At 72.4% G+C, this 16,009-nt stretch carries 14 protein-coding genes; 1 reads left to right on the forward strand and 13 read right to left on the reverse strand.

Going from position 1 to position 16,009, the window contains the following annotated elements:
• Positions 1–158 precede the first annotated feature (158 nt).
• The 13 genes from MKK58_RS23345 to MKK58_RS23405 all read right to left on the reverse strand — a co-directional run bounded on the left by MKK58_RS23345 (position 159) and on the right by MKK58_RS23405 (position 14,494).
• Complete coding sequence (locus tag MKK58_RS23345; protein WP_243915311.1) at positions 159–1,691, reverse strand: acyl-CoA carboxylase subunit beta; 1,533 nt, start codon at positions 1,689–1,691, stop codon at positions 159–161.
• 101 nt (positions 1,692–1,792) lie between these two features.
• Positions 1,793–2,620 (reverse strand): ATP12 family chaperone protein, encoded by an 828-nt coding sequence (locus tag MKK58_RS23350; protein WP_243915312.1) that lies wholly within the window; start codon positions 2,618–2,620, stop codon positions 1,793–1,795.
• Positions 2,621–2,651: 31 nt separating this feature from the next.
• Positions 2,652–3,317 (reverse strand): HAD-IA family hydrolase, encoded by a 666-nt coding sequence (locus MKK58_RS23355; RefSeq protein ID WP_243915316.1) that lies wholly within the window; start codon positions 3,315–3,317, stop codon positions 2,652–2,654.
• Between the two features lie 103 nt (positions 3,318–3,420).
• A complete protein-coding gene (locus MKK58_RS23360) occupies positions 3,421–3,849 on the reverse strand; it encodes a serine/threonine protein kinase (protein ID WP_243915317.1) in 429 nt (142 codons plus the stop codon).
• A 132-nt stretch (positions 3,850–3,981) separates the two neighbouring features.
• Positions 3,982–5,454, reverse strand: coding sequence for an RluA family pseudouridine synthase (locus tag MKK58_RS23365; RefSeq protein ID WP_243915318.1), 1,473 nt, complete (start codon positions 5,452–5,454; stop codon positions 3,982–3,984).
• Between the two features lie 82 nt (positions 5,455–5,536).
• On the reverse strand, positions 5,537–6,784 hold the full coding sequence (locus tag MKK58_RS23370) for an Hsp70 family protein (protein WP_243915320.1): 1,248 nt from the start codon (positions 6,782–6,784) through the stop codon (positions 5,537–5,539).
• 157 nt (positions 6,785–6,941) lie between these two features.
• Positions 6,942–8,438, reverse strand: coding sequence for a carboxypeptidase M32 (locus MKK58_RS23375; protein ID WP_243915323.1), 1,497 nt, complete (start codon positions 8,436–8,438; stop codon positions 6,942–6,944).
• Between the two features lie 107 nt (positions 8,439–8,545).
• Positions 8,546–8,869, reverse strand: a complete 324-nt coding sequence (locus tag MKK58_RS23380) for a GlpM family protein (protein WP_243915493.1) — start codon at positions 8,867–8,869, stop codon at positions 8,546–8,548.
• Positions 8,870–8,878: 9 nt separating this feature from the next.
• Entirely contained in the window at positions 8,879–10,195 is a 1,317-nt protein-coding gene (locus MKK58_RS23385; protein WP_243915324.1) for a replication-associated recombination protein A, read from the reverse strand.
• A 110-nt stretch (positions 10,196–10,305) separates the two neighbouring features.
• Positions 10,306–11,775 carry a Do family serine endopeptidase gene (locus MKK58_RS23390; RefSeq protein WP_243915334.1) on the reverse strand — a complete coding sequence of 490 codons (1,470 nt, stop codon included), beginning with the start codon at positions 11,773–11,775 and terminating at the stop codon, positions 10,306–10,308.
• 113 nt (positions 11,776–11,888) lie between these two features.
• Positions 11,889–12,563: a phasin family protein gene (locus MKK58_RS23395; RefSeq protein ID WP_243915342.1), complete on the reverse strand. Its 675-nt coding sequence runs from the start codon at positions 12,561–12,563 to the stop codon at positions 11,889–11,891.
• A 188-nt stretch (positions 12,564–12,751) separates the two neighbouring features.
• Positions 12,752–13,114: a phasin gene (locus MKK58_RS23400; RefSeq protein ID WP_243915344.1), complete on the reverse strand. Its 363-nt coding sequence runs from the start codon at positions 13,112–13,114 to the stop codon at positions 12,752–12,754.
• Between the two features lie 126 nt (positions 13,115–13,240).
• A complete protein-coding gene (locus tag MKK58_RS23405; protein WP_243915345.1) occupies positions 13,241–14,494 on the reverse strand; it encodes a glycosyltransferase in 1,254 nt (417 codons plus the stop codon).
• A 118-nt stretch (positions 14,495–14,612) separates the two neighbouring features.
• Here MKK58_RS23405 and MKK58_RS23410 point away from each other — a divergent pair, with 118 nt between their 5' ends.
• Positions 14,613–15,887 carry a glycosyltransferase family 4 protein gene (locus tag MKK58_RS23410; RefSeq protein WP_243915347.1) on the forward strand — a complete coding sequence of 425 codons (1,275 nt, stop codon included), beginning with the start codon at positions 14,613–14,615 and terminating at the stop codon, positions 15,885–15,887.
• Positions 15,888–16,009 lie beyond the last annotated feature (122 nt).

The following is a 16,009-nucleotide window of genomic DNA, read 5'->3' on the forward strand; positions in this document are numbered from 1 at the left end:
GGTCCGGTGCAGCGGCTCGTCGGGTGCGTTCGTCCTCGGCGGCCGGCCGGACTGGCGGATGTCCTCGATCGGCCTGAAGCGGCGCCGCGACCTGCCCTCCATCGCGCCTCCGATCCTCGAACCGGCCTGAGGGGCGGCGCGCGCCGCCCGCCGGATCGTCAGAGCGGGATGTTGTCGTGCTTCTTCCAGGGCTGCTCCATCTCCTTGGTGCGCAGCATGCCGAGCGCCCGGGCGATGCGTTTGCGGGTGGAGTGGGGCATGATCACCTCGTCGATGTAGCCCCGCTCGGCCGCCACGAACGGCGAGAGGAAGCGGTCCTCGTACTCGGAGGTCCGCGCCGCGATCTTGTCGGTGTCGCCGATCTCACTGCGGAAGATGATCTCGACGGCGCCCTTGGCGCCCATCACGGCGATCTGGGCGGTGGGCCAGGCGTAGTTGAGGTCGGCGCCGACATGCTTGGAGGCCATCACGTCGTAGGCGCCGCCGAAGGCCTTGCGGGTTATGATGGTCACCAGCGGCACGGTGGCCTGGCTGTAGGCGAAGAGCAGCTTGGCGCCGTGCTTGATCAGGCCGCCGTATTCCTGCGCGGTGCCGGGCAGGAAGCCGGGCACGTCGACGAAGGTGACGATCGGGATCGAGAACGCGTCGCAGTAGCGCACGAAGCGGGCCGCCTTGCGGGAGGCATCCGAATCGAGCACGCCCGCCAGCACCATGGGCTGGTTGGCCACGAACCCCACGGTGCGGCCCTCAATGCGGCCGAAGCCCGTGATGATGTTGCGGGCGTAAGCGCCCTGGATCTCGAAGAAGTCGCCCTCGTCGGCGACGCGGCGGATCAGCTCGCCCATGTCGTAGGGCTTGTTCGGATTGTCGGGGATGAGCGTGTCGAGGCTCATGTCGAGGCGCAACGGATCGTCGAAGCTCTCGATGTCGGGCACGCCGTCGATGTTGTTGGCGGGCAGGAAGTCCACGAGGCGGCGGATCTGCAGCAGCGCCTCGACGTCGTTCTCGAAGGAGCCGTCGGCGATGGAGGATTTGGTGGTGTGGATCTTGGCCCCACCCAGCTCCTCCGCCGTCACGACCTCGTTGGTCACCGTCTTCACCACGTCGGGGCCGGTGACGAACATGTAGCTCGTGTCGCGCACCATGAAGATGAAGTCGGTCATGGCCGGCGAGTAGACGTCACCGCCGGCGCAGGGGCCCATGATCACCGAGATCTGCGGGATGACGCCGGAGGCGGCGACGTTTCGGCGGAAGACCTCGCCGTAGCCGCCGAGCGCCGCGACGCCCTCCTGGATGCGGGCGCCGCCGGCATCGAAGATGCCGATGATGGGCGCGCGCATCTTGAGCGCCATATCCTGGACCTTGACGATCTTGGCCGCGTGCGACTCCGAGAGCGAGCCGCCGAACACCGTGAAGTCCTTCGAGAACAGGAAGACGGTGCGGCCGTTGATGGTGCCCCAGCCAGTGACGACGCCGTCGCCGGGGATCTTCTGCTTCTCCATGCCGAAATCGGTGGAGCGGTGCTGCACGAACATGTCGAATTCCTCGAACGACCCGTTGTCGAGGAGGAGTTCGATGCGCTCGCGCGCCGTCAGCTTGCCGCGCTTGTGCTGGGCGACGACCCGGTTCTCGCCGCCGCCGAGGCGGGCCTGGGCGCGCCGCTCTTCCAGCTTCTCGAGAATGTCCTTCATGCGTAGGGCCCTGATTGGAGAGATGACGGCGCGCCCGCACGAACCTTGGCGGTGGCGATTTGAAACGGCCTTAGCACGCGGCGCATTCGGCGAAAATCGATTTAACGACTCAACTGTGCCAGTCGCGCCGCGGCCTCGAACTCGGCCTGCCGCAGGGCGTGGCGGGCTTCCGCCTCCGCGTCGCTGCCCCAGACGCTGGCCTGGTAGGTCTCGTCCACGTGGGCCGCCGCCCAGGCCTCGGCCGGGCTCAGATGATCGCGCAGCACCGCGAGGGCGAGGACGAGCGATCCCGTGAGCGTCGTCAGGGTGTGCAGGGCGGCCAGCCGGAAGGGACCTTCGGTTTCCTCGATCCCCCGGCGCAGGGCCGCCACGGTGGTGTCCGGCTGGGTGACGTGCATCACCCCCTCGCCCAGGATGAAGCGGGCACCCAGCGCCGCGTGCGCCCAGTCGAGGACGGGGTCCCAGGCCTCACCTTGAGCCCGCACGAGGCGGTCCGGCTCGCCGGCCCGGTAGGCGAGGAGATCCGTGCCCGCATAGGCCGAGAGGTCGTCCACCACCGCATCGCGGCGGGGGGCCACCCCGTCGATGGCGGTGTTGGCGAGCCGCGTGAGCGGCATCGTGGCGGGATCGATGACCGCGACCTGCGCGGCCCATTCGGCGGCCACGGCCTCGGCCAGGGCCCGCGTCGGCAGGGCGAGCGGGTTGCGGGCCGGGGTGTTGGCAGGGCGACCGTCGAGGGTCAGGCGAAAGCCCTCTCCGTGGGGCGCGAGGCCGGCCGCCTCGTAGAATCGCTTCGGCAGCGCCGGCTTGGCCGGGCCGCGCGCCGAACGGGTCGGGTCGGGCGGAGGGCCGTCGGAGCCGCCGAGCCAGTCGGGTGTCTGCGGGTCGGCGGGTGTCGGATCGTCGCTCATGCGGGTCAGATAGGGCATCCGCGCAGCGGCTGCGAGCGTCGGTGCGGGTTCAGGCGGGATCGCAGGTGGGGCCGGGAAACAGCGCCCCAAGATCCGCCGCGCTGTCGACCACGATGGAGGCGCCGGCCCCGAAGAGGGCCCCCACCGGGTGGTAGCCCCAGGCCACGCCGATGGCGGCGACGCCCGCGCTCACCGCCATCGCCATATCGTAGGTCGTGTCGCCGATCATCACCGTGGCGCCGGGCTCGGCGCCGGCTTCCGCCATGGCCTGGACCAGCATCGCCGGGTCCGGCTTCGAGGGCGCGTCGTCGGCGCTCTGCGTGGTGGTGAACCAGCCTTCCCAGCCATGGCTTTCGATGAGGCGGTCGACGCCCCGCCGGGCCTTGCCGGTGGCGATGCCGAGCCGCACGTCGTCGCGGGCATGCAGGTGCGCGACGAGTTCGCCCATGCCGGGAAACAGCGGCTCCTCGTAGTTCGGGTCGAGGCGCAGGATGTTGAAGGCGCGCTTGTAGCTCTCCGACAGCCCCTCGATTGGACCCTCCTCGCCGACGAGGCGCCGGAACGCCTGGGGCAGGGAGAGCCCGACCACGGAGAGCGATTCCGTCCGGCTCGGCGCCGTAAGGCCGTGCTCGGCGAACGCCATGCCCTGCGCCGCCACGATGAGGTGCTGGCTGTCCACGAGGGTGCCGTCGACGTCGAAGACGATGAGCTTCACGGCTGCGGGCCCCGGCTCCGGGGTGTCCCCCCGATGGCTGACGGTTCGGCGCCGCTCATGGTTGGCGCGTGGGCGCGCCTCATGATTGGCGCGTTGGCGCGTCTCATTGTTGGCGCGTGGGCGCGGCCTGGGGCTGGCCGGTGCGCGGCCGGTCGTAGCCGAGCTTGCAGCGCACGAGGAACCGGCGCCGGGCGCCCCCGCGCAGGCCGCGCGCGTGCGAGACGCGGTTGCAGGCCGCGTAGGACGGACGGCGGTTGCGCCCGACCTGCGCCGCGCCGCGCCCGCCTCCGGTGCCGGCGGCCGGGGCTGCGGTGCGGGGTGCCTGGGCCTGTCCAGGCTGCCCTTGCTGCTGCCCCTGCCCCTGTCCTTGCCCCTGGGGCTGTGCGGCTCCCGGGCTCGGCTGGACCTGCGGCCGGGCCTGGGGTGCCGTCTGCGCCAGCACCGGGGTGCCGAGGCTCCCCGCCGGCAGCGTCAGGACGAGGAGCGCGAGGCCCAGCACGGAAGCGGGCTTCAGGATCGTGTCTCGATGCATCGTGGCGCGACGGTCCTTGGCCGGCGGCACGGAGCCGACCGGACGATGTCCTGAAGGATAAGGCATGACGGGCGCTTGCCAAGTCACAACATGCCGAGTCGCAACTTGCCAAATCGCAACTTGCCAAGTCGCCTAGGCTTCGGGTGCCTCGACGATGGGGTCGTAGCGCGCGGCGTCGAACCCGAGCAGGTTCCAGCTCTGCGCCATATGCGGCGGAAGCGGGGCCGTGACGTCCACCGGCCGGCCGGTTTTGGGGTGGGGGATCACGATCCGGCGCGCGAGCAGGTGCAGGCGGTTCTGGATGCCGCCGGGCAACTCCCAGTTCTCGATGCTGAAGTATTTCGGGTCGCCCACGATGGGGTGCCCGATATGGGCGGCGTGCGCGCGCAGTTGGTGCGTGCGTCCCGTGACCGGCTTCAGCGACAGCCAGGACAGCTTCTGGGCGGCGTTGTCCACCATGGCGTAGTAGGTCAGGGCATGCGAGGCGCCCTCGTCGCCGTGCTGGGCCACCCGCATGCGCGCGTCGGCGTCGGTGGGCTCCTCCTTGGCGAGGTAGGTCGAGATGCGCCCCTGGGGCACGCGCGGCACCCCGGCGGTGAGCGCCCAGTAGACCTTGCGGGCGGAGCGCGAGCGGAAGCTCTTGGCCAGCGTCGCGGCGGCGAGGCGCGTCTTGGCCACGATGAGGCAGCCGGCGGTGTCCTTGTCGAGGCGGTGGACGAGGCGCGGCTTCTGGCCGTCCTTGCCGGTGAGCGCCTCGAGGAGGCCGTCCACGTGCCGCACGGTGCCGGAGCCGCCCTGCACCGCAAGGCCGAAGGGCTTGTTCAGGATCATCATCTCGGCATCCTCGTAGAGGATCAGCGAGCGGATGAAGTCGGCGTCGGTGGCGTCCTTCGCGGCCGAGCGCGGGCGCTCGCCCTGGGCGTCGAGCTTGAGGGGCGGCACGCGCACGCTCATGCCCGGCTCCAGCCGGTCGTTGGGCTTGGCGCGCTTGCCGTCGACACGGAGCTCACCCTTGCGCACGATGCTCTGGACGCGGGTGAAGGGCAGCTGGGGAAAGCGCGTGGTGAGGAAGCGGTCGATCCGCATCCCGGCCTCGTCCTCCTCCACCGTGAGGGTCTGCACGCCGGAGGCCAGGGTGGCGGAGGCAGCCGCGCGCTGCTCGCGCCGGGTGGGCGCCTCCACGGCGGGGGCAGCCGCACGGGCATCGGAATCGGTGCGCCGCGGGCGCGCCTCGGCGGCATCCGGACGCGGCGCCCGGGTGCGCGGGGCCCGGGGAGCGGCCTCGGTCACGGCCTCGAAGGCCTCGTGCTCCCCCTCCTCCCGGTCGCGAGGCTGCTGACCCGGGCGCCAGGGCGCGGGCTTGCCCGCCTCGCCCCGGTTCTCGGCGGCGCGCTGGGCGGCGTCGAGGGCGCTGGTGCGCGGGCCCGTGCGCTCGCGGTCGGGACGCTTGAAGGCCCCGGGTTTGCCCGGACGCCCGGGCTTTCCCGAAAACTTGCCCTGGGCGGCGGGCCGGCCCGGGCCCCCGGATTTGCCCGGCGTGCCGCTGCGGCTCGGCCCTGCGCCCCTGCGCCCGGCGCCGCCGCGTGATGGTGGTCGTGTGGTCATGGCCTGCTCGTACCACCCGGCGGCCCCGCGACAAAGCGCCTGCGGGACAAGGGTATCCCCGCGTGGGTGCGGCCGTCCGCCCTCAGGCGGCGCGGCGGGCCGCCTCGATGGTCAGACCCGTGCCGACCGAGCCGAAGGTGTCGCCGTCGACGACGCGGGCCCGGGGCAGGCAGGCCGTCAGGGCGGCCCGCACATGCGGCAGGCCGGTGGAGCCCCCGGTGAGGAACAGGGCGTCGATGCGGTCGGCGCTCAGGGACGCCTGCGTGAGGCAGCGGTCGATCCGCTCGGCGATGCGCCGGGCGAGTTCGCCGGTCTGGGCCTTCAGGCCCGGGCGGTCGATCTCGGCGTGAAGCCCCGCCTCGACCCAGTCGAGGTCGATCCGGCCCCGCCCCTCCTCCGAGGTCGCGATCTTGGCGCCCTCCACCGCCATGGCGAGGGCGTGGCCGCGCTCGGCCTCCACCACGGTGGTGAGGCGCGCGAGGAGGTCGGGGCGCCTGGCATCGCGGCGCACCTCCTCGATCTCCCGCAGGGTCTTGCCATTGTAGAGACGGTTGATGCTCGACCAGGTGGCGAGGTCGTGGAAGTAGCCGGTGGGCACGTCGAGGTCGCCCCGGTTCATGGCGCTGCCCAGCCCGAGGAGCGGCATCACCGTGCCGAGGCTGAGGCGGCGGTCGAAATCGGTGCCGCCGATGCGCACGCCGTCATTGGCCAGGATGTCGTCGCCGCGCTCCGCCTTGGCGTGGCGCTCCGGGGCGAGGCGCACGATGGAGAAGTCCGAGGTGCCGCCGCCGATGTCGGCGATCAGCGCGATCTCCTCCGCCCGCACCTGCTGCTCGTAGTCGAGGGCGGCGGCGATCGGCTCGAACTGGAACGAGACGTGGCGAAAGCCGATGCCCTCCGCGATGTCCCGCAGGGCGTCCTCGGCGCGGGCATCGCCCTCCGGGTCGCCGTCGACGAAGTGGACCGGGCGGCCGTGCACCACCGTGTCGAGGGATCGCCCGGTCTCGGCCTCAGCGCGTGCCTTCACGGCAGCGAGGTAGCGCGCGATCACGTCGCGGAAGCGGATGCGCTCGCGTCCCACCGGGGTCGTCTCCTCCAGGAGCGCCGAGCCGAGCACGGATTTCAGGCTGCGCATCAGGCGCCCCGGCGTGCCCTCCACGTACTCGGCCATGGCGGCGCGGCCGATGACGGCGTCCCGGCCCGGCGGGAAGAAGATCGCGCTCGGGATCGTGAGGTGGCGGTCCTCCAGGGGCACGAGCTGCGGGCGCTGTCCGGTGACGAGGCCGAGGGTGGTGTTGGACGTGCCGAAATCGAGGCCGCAGGCCGCCATGGGGATCTCCGGACACAGGTCCGCTGGTGGGAGGGGCCGTCGGCCTACAGGCTGTGCCGCCTGCGGTCCACCTGTCCCGGCCCGCGAAATCGCCGGCCCGCCCCGCCCGCCGGCGCAGGGCTGGGGCGCCGGGCTCCCGGATTCGCCGCGCGGGCTCTCAGCCTTCGCCGAGATACCGTGCGCGCAGGTGGCGCAGGAAATCGCCCGCCCCGAGGGGCTTGCCCGTGGCTTCGCGCAGGAGCTCGTCCGTCTCCAGCAGGCTCGCGCGCGCATGCACGTGGGTCCGTAGCCAGCCGCGCAAGGCCGCGAAGTCGCCCGCCGCGAGGTCGTCCGGGATGCCCGGCACCGCGGCGCAGGCGGCGCGGAAGAGCTGCGCGGCCGCCATCGCCCCGAGGGTATAGGTCGGGAAGTAGCCGAAGCTTCCGCCCGGCCAGTGGATGTCCTGCAGGCAGCCCCTCCGGTCGTCGGGCACGGTGAGGCCGAGGAGGTCGCGCAGGCCGTCGTTGAAGGCGCCGGGCAGGTCGGCCACCGCGAGGTCGCCCGCGACCATCGCCCGCTCGAGGGTGTAGCGCAGCAGGATGTGGGCCGGGTACGTGACCTCGTCGGCATCCACCCGGATGAAGCCCGGCTCCACCCGCGTGTAGCGCCTGTGCATGTTCTCAGGCCCCCAGGCGGGGCCTGCCCCGCCGAAGGTCTCGCCGAGAACGGGCGCGAGGTAGGCGCAGAACTCGGCCGAGCGGCAGGCCTGCATCTCGACGAGGAGCGACTGGCTCTCGTGCAGGGTCATGCCGCGCGCCGCGCCCACGGGCTGGTGGCGCCACGCCGGCGGCAGCCCCTGCTCGTAGAGGGCGTGGCCAGTCTCGTGCAGCACGCCCATCAGGGCGCCGGAGGCGTCGGCCTCGTCGTAGCGGGTGGTGATCCGCACGTCGTCCGTGGCGCCGCCGCAGAACGGATGCAGGCTGACGTCGAGGCGCCCACGGGTGACGTCGAAGCCGACGGCCCGCATCAGGCGCTCGCCCAGGGCCTTCTGGGCCGCCACCGGGAACGGCCCGGGCAGCGGCAGCGGCGCCGGTTCGGCCGCCTGGCGCTCGCGCACCGCCGCGATGAGATCCGGCAGCTCGGTCCGCAGAGTCTCGAAGAGCGGGTCGATCGCCGCGCGGCGCATGCCCGGGTCGTAGCCGTCGAGGAGCGCGTCGTACGGGTCGAGGCCGAAGGCAGCGCCCTTGGCGGCACCGACCTCCCGTTCCAGGCGCAGGGTCTCGGCCAGCGCCGGCGCCAGCACCGCGAAGTCGGATCGCGCCCGGGCCTCGCGCCAGATCATCCCGGATTGCGACGCGGCCCGGGAGCTCGCCGCCACGAGGTCGGCCGGCACAGCCGCAGCGTGCAGGTAGGTCCGGCGCATCTCGCGCAGGTTCGCCCGCTCCCATTCGCCGAGGGTTGCGGCTTCGTCGAGGGCGCGCGCGATCAGGTCGCCGGTCTCAGGTGCCGTCAGGATCTCGTGGCCGATGACGGCGAGCTGTGCCAACTGCTCGGCCCGCATATCGGCGGCGCCGTCGGGCATCAGCGTCTCCCGGTCCCAGGACAGGATGCCGGCGGCGTCACCGAGGGCGCCGAGCCGGGCGAAGCGGCCGGCGAGGGTCTGGTAGGCCTGCATGGCCGGGTCTCTCCTGCGGAATTTCTGTCGCGGGTCCCCGCCTCAGAGGGCTGGGTCGTGGCCGGAGCCTTCCATGCGGGGCGGCGCGCTGTCCAGGGTGAGCCCGCTCACAGCCACTGGGGCAGGAGGAAGATCGCCAGGGCGGCCACGAGCCAAGCGGCGGTGGCGCCCAGGATCGCCAGCCGGTAGTCCATCAGGCCGCTGAGGGCATAGGCCGCCCCGAGGAACACCAGGTAGGCCGGGATCGTCCTGGCGCCCGCGAGGCAGGCCGCGCGGAAGCCCGCCGGATCGCCCTTCGCCCCCACCGCCAGCAGCGCGATGATCGCGAAGGTGGGGGCCAGCGGCAGGATGCCGGGCAGCACGTTGCCGCGCCGGGAGGCGAGCACGATGGCCACGGTGACGAGGCCGCCGAGGAGACCCTTCCAGAGCACGTCCAACGGTCAGCCCTCCTCGGACCGCCGCTGCTGGCGCAAGCGCTCCCAGTGGGCGAGGCGGTCGGTGTAGCGGCTCTCCATGCCCCGGTCGGTGGGGGTGTAGAAGTGCTGGCGGCCGAGTTTCTCCGGCCAGTAATCCTGGCCCGAGAAGGCGTCGGGCTCGTCGTGGTCGTAGCGGTAGCCCTCGCCGTAGCCGATCTTGCGCATCAGCTTGGTCGAGCCGTTGAGGATGGTGCGGGGCGGCGGCAGCGAGCCATGCGCCTTGGCGACCCGGGTCGCGGCCTTATAGGCCTCGTAGACCGCGTTCGATTTGGGCGCGCAGGCGAGGTAGACCGTGACCTGAGCCAGCGCCAGCTCCCCCTCGGGCGAGCCGAGGAAGTCGAAGGCGTCCTTGGCGGCGGTGGCCACCACCAGGGCCTGCGGGTCGGCCAGCCCGATATCCTCCACCGCCATGCGGACCAGGCGCCGGGCGATGAACAGGCGGTCCTCGCCCCCGTCGAGCATCCGGCAGAGGTAGTAGAGCGCCGCATCCGGATCGGAGCCGCGCACGGTCTTATGCAGGGCGCTGATGAGGTTGTAGTGTCCCTCCTGGGACTTGTCGTAGATCGGGGCCCGGCGCTGGATGATCGCCTGCAACCCCTCCGCGTCGAAGATTTCTTCGTGTTTGGCCGAGCGCCAGACTTCTTCCGCCAGGGTGAGCGCGGCGCGGCCGTCGCCGTCGGCCATGCGCACGAGCACCCCGCGCGCCTCTTCGTCGAGGGGCAGCGGCTGGCCGGTGAGGCCTTCCGCTCGGACCAGCAGCTTGGCGATCGCCGCGTCGTCGAGGGCCCGGAACAGCAGCACGCGGGCGCGCGACAGCAGCGCGGCGTTGAGCTCGAAGGACGGGTTCTCGGTGGTGGCGCCCACCAGCGTCACCGTGCCGTCCTCCATCACGGGCAGGAAGGCATCGAGCTGGGCCCGGTTGAAGCGGTGGATCTCGTCCACGAAGAGCAGCGTGCCCCGGCCCATGCTGCGTCGCCCGCGCGCCGCGTCGAACACCTTTCGCAACTCGGCGATGCCGGAGAAGATCGCCGAGATCTGCTCGAAATGCAGGTCGGTCTCGTGCGCCAATAGCCGCGCCACGGTGGTCTTGCCGGTGCCGGGCGGGCCCCAGAACACCAGCGAGCCGAAGGAGCGGGCGTTGAGCAGGCGGGTCAGGGCCCCGTCCGGGCCGGTCAGGTGCTCCTGACCGACCACCTCGGCGAGGGTTTTCGGGCGCAGGGCATCGGCGAGGGGGCGGGGCGCGGTGGCGGAGAGGCCGGCCGAGGCGAAGAGATCGGACATCGGCGCATCAAAGACGCCTGCCGGGTCTGGCCGCAACCCGGAAGTTCAGCCTCTCCCCCGTCCGCTTGCGGCTGTGCACCCGTGAAACGCGCGCATCGCGACCTCGAACCTCAGCCCCCGAACACCGACGTCAGCTCCTCGCCGCCCCGGTTGATCGAGACCTCCCACATGGCCTGGCTGGTGCGGGTGACGCGCTCCAGGTCCTTGGTGGTGGCGATGGGCGTGCCGTTGATGGCCACGATGAGGTCGCCCTTCTGGAGGCCGGCCCGGGCCGCGATCGAGCCCTCGTCCACGCCTGAGACCGCGACGCCCTCGGCGGGGAAATCGGCCTGCAACTCCTCCGCCACGGCCGGCGAGGTGTTGACCAGGGTGGCGCCGAGGAAGGGCGAGCGGGTGCGCACCTTCAGGGTGTCGCGCGGGCGCGTTTCGGGGGCGGGGCCGAGCTTCACCGATACGTTGGAGCGGCCGGTGCCCCGCAGGATGCCGAACTTGGTCGAGCCGCTGAGGCCCTTGAGGGCGAAGCGGTAGCCGAAGGCCTCCGGGTCGTCGACGCTCTTGCCGTCGACCGTGAGGATGAGGTCGCCCCGCTTCAGGCCGGCCTCCTCCGCCGGGCTCTTCGGCTGGAGGCTCGCCACGAGGACGCCGGTGGGATGGTCGAGGCCCATGCTCTCGGCGATGTCGGGGGTCACGCTCTGGACGCGGGCGCCGAGCCAGGGGCGGCGCACCGAGGTGGCCCCGCCCTTGGCGGTCTCCACCACGGCGCGCACCATGCTGACGGGGATCGCGAAGCCGATGCCGTGGCTGCCGCCCGACTGCGAGTAGATCGCCGAGTTGATGCCGACGAGCTGCCCCTGGAGGTCCACCAGGGCGCCGCCGGAATTGCCCGGATTGATCGCCGCATCCGTCTGGATGAAGAACTGGTAGTCGGAGGAGCCGACCTGCGTGCGGGCGAGCGCCGAGACGATGCCCTGCGTCACGGTCTGGCCGACGCCGAACGGGTTGCCGATCGCCATCACGAAGTCGCCGACCTCCAGGGATTCGGAATCCCCGAACGCCATGGGCACGAGGCCCCCGGTCGGACTCTTGATCTTGACGACCGCGAGGTCGGTGCGCGGATCGCGCAGCACGATGGTGGCCTCGAACTCGCGCCGGTCGGCGAGCGCGATGCGCACCTCGTTCATGTTCTCGATGACGTGGTTGTTGGTGATGACGAGGCCGGATTCGTCCACGATCACGCCGGAGCCGAGGGACTTCTGGGCGCGCTCGCCCGGCGCCCCGCCGCGTCCGCGCCCGGCGCCGTTCTCGCCGAAGAACCGGCGCATGAACTCGTCCATCGCGCTGCGGCTCTGGCCGCGGGCATCGACGTGGGAGGCGTAGACGTTCACCACCGAGGGGGCGGCCCGCTTCACCACGGGGGCGAAGGAGAGCTGCACCTGGCCCTTCGATTGCGGGGCCGCCTTCTCGGGCGGCGAGATCTTCTCGGGTGACGCCTCCGGCGACTTCATCATCTGCGCCGAGGCGGGCGCGGCGGCAAGCGTCGCGGTCAGCAGCGGAACGAGCAGAAGGGACGAGCGCGGCATGGGGACTCCCGGGGGCTTCGAGCGTCGCGGCCCGCCCCGGATCGGGGGCGGGCCGCGGCGGATGCCGGGATATCTAGACGCCCCGGGCGGCGGGCGCGAGGGGCGCCGGCCGTTCAGGGCCGGCCGATCGTCCCGGTGAGCCGGCTCGCGCGCTGGGCGATCGCCGAGAAGCAGTTCAGCGAGGCGTCGGCCGCGCGCTGCATTTCGTCCACCTGGAGACGCAGGGCGTCGGCGGGCGTGCGGGCGCCGGAGAGCGCCTGCCAATGCGCCAGGGCGGCGGCGCCCTCGCCGCGCAGGTAGCTCAGCACCGTGGCGTTGACCTCCCCGAACTCGCCCATCACCGCGGCGATCCGGGGCGCTTTCGAGAAATCCATCAGTGCCCGGAGGTCGGGCAGGCCCGGGACCGCTGCGGGAACCGTGGCCGCGACGGCGTCCGGCACCGCCGCGATCGTCTCGGGCACGGCCTGCGCCACGGTCTCGGCGACGGCCTGGGTCGCCTCCACGGTCTCGGTCGCGGCCGGAACCGGGGCGGCCGCCTCTTCGGGGACCACCGTCAGGTCCTCGGCCGGGGGAGCGGCCTCCGCCTCCGGCTCGGAAGACGGGCTCTCGCCCGCCTCGGCCTCGCCGGCCGCCAGCGCCTCGGCCGACACGCCTTCCAGGAGCGTCTGGTGCAGGTCCGGCTCGGGAGCGGAGACCGCGGACGCGATCGGCGTGACCGCCTCGGCGGCCTGCGCGTCCGGGTGGGCCTCGCCCGGGTCGCCGGTTCCCTGCATGGTGTCCGCGTTCATCGGTCCAACCTCCTGATTGCCCACGATCTGGGATGAGGATCCGGGTCGTTTCCGAGCCTCGGATGGCCTTCTGCGCCGCTGCGCCATCGATGTCGTCTCCTTCGGTTCCGGGGCAGCAATGCCGATCCGGAACCGGGCGTTCCAGGGCCCGCTCCGGTCCGCGCCGGCGGCGGACCCGCGCGGGCGTCTCAGGCGGCGGGCTGCAGGGTCTTCTGGGTCAGGGCGCCGAGGTCCTTGGCCTGGGCCTGAAGGGCGGCGATCTGGCTGCGCAGGAACTCGGCGTGCAGCTCCATCGCCTCGCGCGGGTCGCGGGTGCGCACGAGCTTCTGCGCGAAGTCGAAGGTCGCGGCTGCGTTTTCCTGGACCTGGTCGAGGCCCTTGGTGACCACGGACTGCATCGACGCCTGCATCGTGTGCGAGGCGGACTGCATCTGCTCGGCGGTCTTGATGGCGGTGCCGATGAAGCTGCCGACGGCGGTGCGGGCCTGCTCGACGCTCTTCTCGGCGAGGACGCGCATCTCGGCGGGGATCTCGAAGGTCTGACCGTTCATTGCGATTCACTCCAGGGCGCGCCGACCGTCCGACACGCGGCGAAGTGGTTTATGTTGCGGTGCAACATGGCCGTCAAGGGGGAGCGCCGAAAACCTGCAGAATTTTGCCGGCGCAGCCTTGGCGCCTCACGCCGCTGAGGCGATCCGGCCCGATCGGGCGCGGGGCGCGCCGCGCGCGGACAGGATGCGTTCGTAGACGGCGACCAGGGCGGCGGCGTGGGCGGTCAGCGTCATCGGGGCGGCCCAGTAGCGGGCATGGGCCGCCGCGCCGAGGCGCCCGGCGCGGTCCGCGTCGCCAAGGGCCGCGAAGGCGCGGGTGAGCGCCTCGGGCTCCGGGGGGACGGTGAAACCGGTCACCCCGTCGACCACCTTCTCGCAGGCGCCGGAGCGATCCGAGGCGACCACCGGCAGGCCGTTGGCCAGCGCCTCGTAGACCGTGAGTGGGCCGGTCTCGTACCAGCGCGAGGGCGCGGCGATCGCGCGGGCGCGGCGGCGCAGGATGTCCCAGACCGCGTCGGGCGCCTGCCAGCCCAGGACCTCGACGCCGGGCCGGGCGCGCAGGGACGCCTCCAGGGGGCCGGCGCCGATGAACAGGGCGGGCAGTCCGGCCGCCTCGGCCGCCTCGGCTACGAGGTCGGCGCCCTTCTCCCGGGTCAGCCGCCCGACATACGCGATGGCCTTGGCCCCCGCCGGGTCGGCCGGGGGGCCCTTCTCCACCCGCACCGGGTTGTCGACCCGGTGATGGGTCAGGCCAGAGCCCGTCAGCAGGGCGCCCATGCGGGCCACGCTCGCGTCGCAGACGTGGATGAGGTCGAGGGGGTGCGCCTTCAGGGCCGTCCGCAGGGCGACCGAGCGGCCCACCCGCACCAGCTTGTGCAGGCGGCTGCGGCCGTCGCAGGGGGCGGCGATGCAGGACGCCGAGAGCGGCTTCAGGGTGCAGGGCGCGGCCGTGTCGAAGCGGTAATAGACGCCATTGGGGCAGGCGAGGAAGTAGTCGTGCAGGGTCGCGGCCACGGGCAGGCCCCGCGCGAACAGGGCCGCGAACACGCTCGGCGAGAGGCTGCGCGTCCACTGATGCAGGTGGACGAGGTCGGGCCGCACCGGCAGCGCGTCCAGGGCGGCGCCGAGGCGCGCAGCGGCCGCCCCGTCCCAGAGCCCGTCGAGGGCCGCCCGGTGGGCCGGACGGCTCCAGATGTCGGTGTTGCCGAGGCCGATCCGGCGGATGCGGGCATGGTCGAGGAGCGGGTCGGCCGGCCCGTCGATGGCCTGAATGTAGGTGACGTCGATCCCGGCCTCGGCGAGGCCGCGGGCGGATTCCACCGCCACCTTCTCCGCCCCCCCGCTCGCCACGGCGAATTCGGCCAACACGACGATGTGCATGGATCTGCCCGATTGCGTCCCGTGCGGCGTGCGCCGCGAAGAGCGCAAGGTTTACCGGCGATCAACGCATGTTCGGTAAAGATCTCGGCCCAATTGTCGCCGGCCGGAACCGTTCGCCATGCACGTCGTCCTCGTCGTCGACCACGCCTTCGTCAACGGCGGCCAGGCCAAGGTGGCCCTCGATGCGGGCCTCGGCTTGGCGGCGCAGGGACACCGCGTCACGGTGTTCGCCGCCGTCGGCCCCGCCGACCCGCGCCTGGAGGCGGCCGGCATCCGCGTGGTCTGCCTCGGCCAGGACGATGTCAGCACGGCGAAGAACAAGCTCGCCTTCGCCGCGCAGGCGATCTGGAACCGCACGGCCGCCCGGCGCCTCGCGGCGGAGCTGCGCGGGCTCGATCCGCGCGACACGGTGGTGCACGTCCACGCATTCGCCAAGGCGCTCTCGCCCTCGATCGGGCAGAGCCTCGCCGCCTCCGGCCTGCCGTGCCTCTACACCATGCACGAGTTCTTCCTGGTCTGCCCGAACGGCGGCTTCTACGAGTATCCGGCCGCGCGGATCTGCCACCGCGTGCCGATGTCGTTGGCCTGCCTCGGCACGAACTGCGACGCCCGCAGCTACCCGCGCAAGCTCCTGCGGGTGGTGCGTCACGCCGCCCTGGAGCACGTGGCGGGCCTCAAGGACGTCTTCCCCCACATCGTCACCATCAGCGCCCTGCAGGAGCGGGTGATCACGCCCCACCTGCCCGCTGCGACCCGCTTTCACCGGGTCGACAACCCGATCGCGGTGACGCGGGCGCCGCTCCGCTCCGGGCCGCCGGGGGATTTCCTGTTCGTCGGACGCATCTCCACCGAGAAGGGCGCACCGATCTTCGCCGAGGCCGCCCGGCTCGCCGGGGTGCGCCCGGTCTTCGTCGGCGACGGCCCGGCCAGGGCCGAGCTCGCGGCGCGCTATCCCGAGGCCGTGATGCTGGGCTGGCGGGACGAGGCCGGGGTGCACGCCCTGATGCGGACGGCGCGCGCCCTCGTGTTCCCCAGCGTCTGGTATGAGGGCCAGCCGCTCACCGTCTACGAGGCCCTGGCCTGCGGCGCGCCGGTGATCGTGAGCGATGCCTGCGCGGGCCGCGAGGCCGTGGAGGACGGCGAGACCGGCTACTGGTTCCGCTCCGGCGACGCGGCGGCGTTGGCCGCCCACCTCACGCGCCTGCGTGACGACGACCTCGCCGCCCGCATGGGCCGGGCGGCCTACGAGAGCTACTGGTCGGCCCCGCTCACCATCGAGGCCCATCTCGACCGGCTCCGGCTCGTCTACGAGCACGTCCTGCGGGACGCGGGCCGGGCCGGAACCCGGGTGCGCCCCGCCCCCCGCCCTGCCCCGGTGCCCGCCCGGCCCTGACGCGCCGGCCGGCACCGCTCTTGCGAGAATCGTTTTGGCGAGAATCGTTTTGGATAGCCGGAAGTTTTCCTGGCTATTTCGCTGCGATGCGAAGAGGCTCACCAAACAAGAGTCGGCGGCGC

It is taken from the genome of Methylobacterium sp. J-078, from assembly GCF_022829285.1.
In the GTDB taxonomy this organism is placed as follows: Bacteria; Pseudomonadota; Alphaproteobacteria; order Rhizobiales; family Beijerinckiaceae; genus Methylobacterium.